This window comes from Mycobacterium sp., from assembly GCF_049280035.1.
In the GTDB taxonomy this organism is placed as follows: domain Bacteria; phylum Actinomycetota; class Actinomycetes; order Mycobacteriales; family Mycobacteriaceae; genus Mycobacterium.
This window is the reverse complement of record NZ_JBAPPI010000464.1, coordinates 1-3,184: the sequence shown is the minus strand read 5'-3', so window position 1 is coordinate 3,184 and position 3,184 is coordinate 1. Positions and strand designations below refer to the sequence as shown.

Sequence of the window (3,184 nt, the reverse complement as noted above, 5' to 3'; positions counted from 1 at the left end):
AAACCGGAGCAGCCGCTGCTGGGTGCGCCCGCACCCACGGAGGTGTTCCGCGACGCCGTACAGGCAGCGAAAATCGGTGCAGACAAGGATATTCCGCATCTGTCAGCTCCCTTGATCGAGAAATACGTCGCCGATCTGGAACATCTCGGGCTGCTGGCGACTCGGCCTTAAAGCCACATACCAAAAAGGAGTTCAGCATGACAGCAACCAAAGCCCGCGCGGTCCGTTTCGACGGCTACGGCGGGCGCGATGTCCTGTACGTGGCCGATATCGATGTGCCCGCGCCCGGTGAGGGCGAGGTGCTAGTCGAGGTTCGGGCCGCCGGGATCAATCCCGGTGAGGCGGCCATCCGCAGCGGCGCAATGCGTGAGCAGTTCCCCGCCACGTTTCCCTCGGGCGAGGGCAGCGACCTGGCCGGCGTTGTCGTCGAGGTCGGGGACGGGGTAAGCGATTTCGCCGTCGGAGATGAGGTGCTCGGATTCAGTTTCCAGCGTTCCAGCCACGCCACCCATACCCTTGTCCCGGTCGACCAGCTGATCCACAAGCCCCCCCAGCTGAGCTGGGAGGCCGCCGGCTCTCTTTACGTCGTCGGTGCCACTGCCTACGCGGCAGTTCGCTCGGTGGCGCCGCAGCCGGGCGAGACGGTCGCAGTCTCTGCCGCGGCCGGCGGAGTGGGTAGCCTGGTCGTCCAGTTGTTGGCGCTCCGCGGCGTGCGGGTGCTGGGCATCGCGTCGGCAAGCAACGCCGAGTGGCTGCGCGCTCACGGCGTCGTCCCGGTCGAATACGGCGACGGGTTGGCCGAACGGTTGCGGGAGGCCGCGCCGGACGGGATCGACGCCTTCATCGACCTGTTCGGACCGGACTACGTTCAGCTCGCCGTCGACCTCGATGTGCCGCCCGAACGCATCGACACCATCATCTCCTTCGCGAAAGCCGCCGAGGTCGGCGCGAAGACCGAGGGCAGCGCCGAGGCGTCGACGCCTGCGGTGTTGACCGAAATTGCGGACCTGATCGCCTCCGGCGCAGTCGACTTCGACGTCGCCGCCACCTACCCGCTGGACCGGGTCGCCGACGCTTACGCAGAGCTCGAGCAGCGGCACACCCATGGCAAAATCGTTCTGCTGCCCTGATATTCTCCTCAGCCGATGCCAGCCTGGACGACCTTGACCACCATCAGGAATGTTGCGGACGCGCCGGGGTCAGGGCATGCGCAGCCCGACGCGCGACGCAGCGCATCCGCGTCGAACGTGTCAGCAGCGGTAACTGTCGCTAGGAGGCGGACGCCCGCCTTGCGAAGCCGTGATCACCGTCGCCGGAATTCAGCACATACAACGGCTTTTTGCCAATCCGGCCGCGGTAATACGACCAGGGCGGGCGCTGCTCTTCCGGAAGGCCCACCATCTGGTCGAGCAAGTTGGCGGCGTGCAGCGCAACGGCGACATGACGCTGGACACGCCCTAATTCGCTGAAGGCCCTGAACATGTCATCGCAGCCGGCGCTGGGGACCGTGCTTTCCGAGAGCAACTCCAGCGCCTGGAGAAGAGCAGCACGGACATCTCCGCACGCGCGGTGGATCTGGCGCTCCGGATTAGGCCTGGCCATCACTGCCTCCTCGATTTGCCTGTGCAACAAGAAATTCCATGCTCGTCTCCTGTGGGAGCCCGCCCGATTGCCACACACCTTGTCAACCGCTGAGCGGGTTTCGGGCACACCTGATTGCCCCGCATGCCAAATACGCGCAGACACAACCGAAGTAGCATCCGAGAAAGGCTCAGGCGGCAGAAGGAATGCCGCGACTGGATCGGGACGAAACAAAATTCGAATACGGATGCGGACTGTCGCTCGGACTCATCTCGCCCATCACCTCCTCACGGCCAGGACACACGCGGGTGTCACCCAAGGTGCACGCACATAAGGGGTTTTGGGGCCCGCCGGCTGGCGGACGAACCGGCACCCCCTCGTCGGAGCTTCGGCACTGCACGGCGTATCCGGAGTTCTTCCGGAAGCCACTTGGGCTCAACCCTTAAGCCGGGAGGAGCTGTCCTGACCCGGGGCGTCTCTCGACGTTCGGGGTCAGTGGCCTATATCCATGCAGACGCCTCACCTACCGAGGTGCTTGCTTAGTCCATCCTGGCATCGGAAGCGGTGCAGGTCAAACATTATCGGAAAAAAGTTTGCAGTCGGCGCCGCGCCGGTGCAGCTCAGACCGCACAAGCTAAGGGTCCGTCGAGTGCGGCCAGTCGCAGGGGAGCAGACAAATTGCCGCCCGCGCCGCCTAGGCTCGGCGGTATGCCCAATACATTGCACGACCAACGAGTCGCAGCAGCCCTGGACCGGATGTACGCCGAGACGAACGAACAAACGCCGCGGTTGCGCGATATGCGAGATGCGCTGTCTACAGTAAGGACCGCCCAAGAGCGCGCCGACGCGATGAGTGCCTTCTACATCCCGGTGACCCCGGAGGCCGGCCGATTGCTGTACTCGTTGGTTCGGGCAACTCGACCCGCGACCATCGTGGAATTTGGTATGTCGTTTGGTATTTCAGCGCTTCATCTGGCGTCAGCGGTGCGCGACAACGGTAGTGGCCGAGTGGTAACCACTGAGCTCAGCACGGACAAGATCGCCGCCGCGAAGCAGACCTTTGTCGACACCGGGTTGGACGACCTGATCACCATCCTTGAAGGAGACGCACTTTCCACGCTTGCCGGCCTGGACGGACCGGTCGGTTTCGTGCTGCTCGACGGCTGGAAGGAGCTGTACCTCCCGGTGATCAACCTGCTCGAACCGCATCTGTCACCAGGAGCCCTCGTCGTCGCCGACAACACGGAGATGGCGGACGCGCAGCCCTACCTCGACTATGTCCGCAGCGCTGAGAACGGCTATGTGAGTGTGAACTTCGTTGCTCGCAAAAGTGACAGTATGGAAATCAGCTGCCGCGTCGGCAGTTAGCTGCGACTATCTCAGCGATTCCTCGAGCCACGGCGTTAGCCACTTCACGCCTTCGGAGGTCAGGTGCACACCGTCGCTACGCACCTGGATGCCATCGACTTTCGCGGTGTAGACACCTTCCGGGCACAGCTTTTTGTTCAGGTCCAGTATCCCCACGCCCGCGCGTTGGCCGATGGTTCCGCTCAACAACGTGTTCCATTGTTTCACCCGCTCGGGTTGATCCTCTGGCCACAAG

Annotated in this window: 3 protein-coding genes, 1 pseudogene and 1 riboswitch; of the genes and pseudogenes, 2 read left to right on the top strand and 2 right to left on the bottom strand. The window is 63.5% G+C overall.

The genetic code is table 11. The features are described from left to right. Positions 1-197 precede the first annotated feature (197 nt). Entirely contained in the window at positions 198-1,130 is a 933-nt protein-coding gene (locus WAN71_RS15255; protein WP_422226132.1) for an NADP-dependent oxidoreductase, read from the top strand. Positions 1,131-1,269: 139 nt separating this feature from the next. Here WAN71_RS15255 and WAN71_RS15250 read toward each other — a convergent pair whose 3' ends face one another. Then, positions 1,270-1,602 (bottom strand): hypothetical protein, encoded by a 333-nt coding sequence (locus WAN71_RS15250; protein WP_422226131.1) that lies wholly within the window; start codon positions 1,600-1,602, stop codon positions 1,270-1,272. A 345-nt stretch (positions 1,603-1,947) separates the two neighbouring features. Continuing rightward, positions 1,948-2,119, bottom strand: a riboswitch (M-box (ykoK) riboswitch). A 170-nt stretch (positions 2,120-2,289) separates the two neighbouring features. Between WAN71_RS15250 and WAN71_RS15245 the strand changes: the two genes are divergently transcribed. Then, on the top strand, positions 2,290-2,949 hold the full coding sequence (locus WAN71_RS15245; protein WP_422226130.1) for an O-methyltransferase: 660 nt from the start codon (positions 2,290-2,292) through the stop codon (positions 2,947-2,949). A 6-nt stretch (positions 2,950-2,955) separates the two neighbouring features. Here WAN71_RS15245 and WAN71_RS15240 read toward each other — a convergent pair. Then, positions 2,956-3,184 (bottom strand): annotated as a pseudogene (locus WAN71_RS15240) (hypothetical protein); the annotation flags it as partial.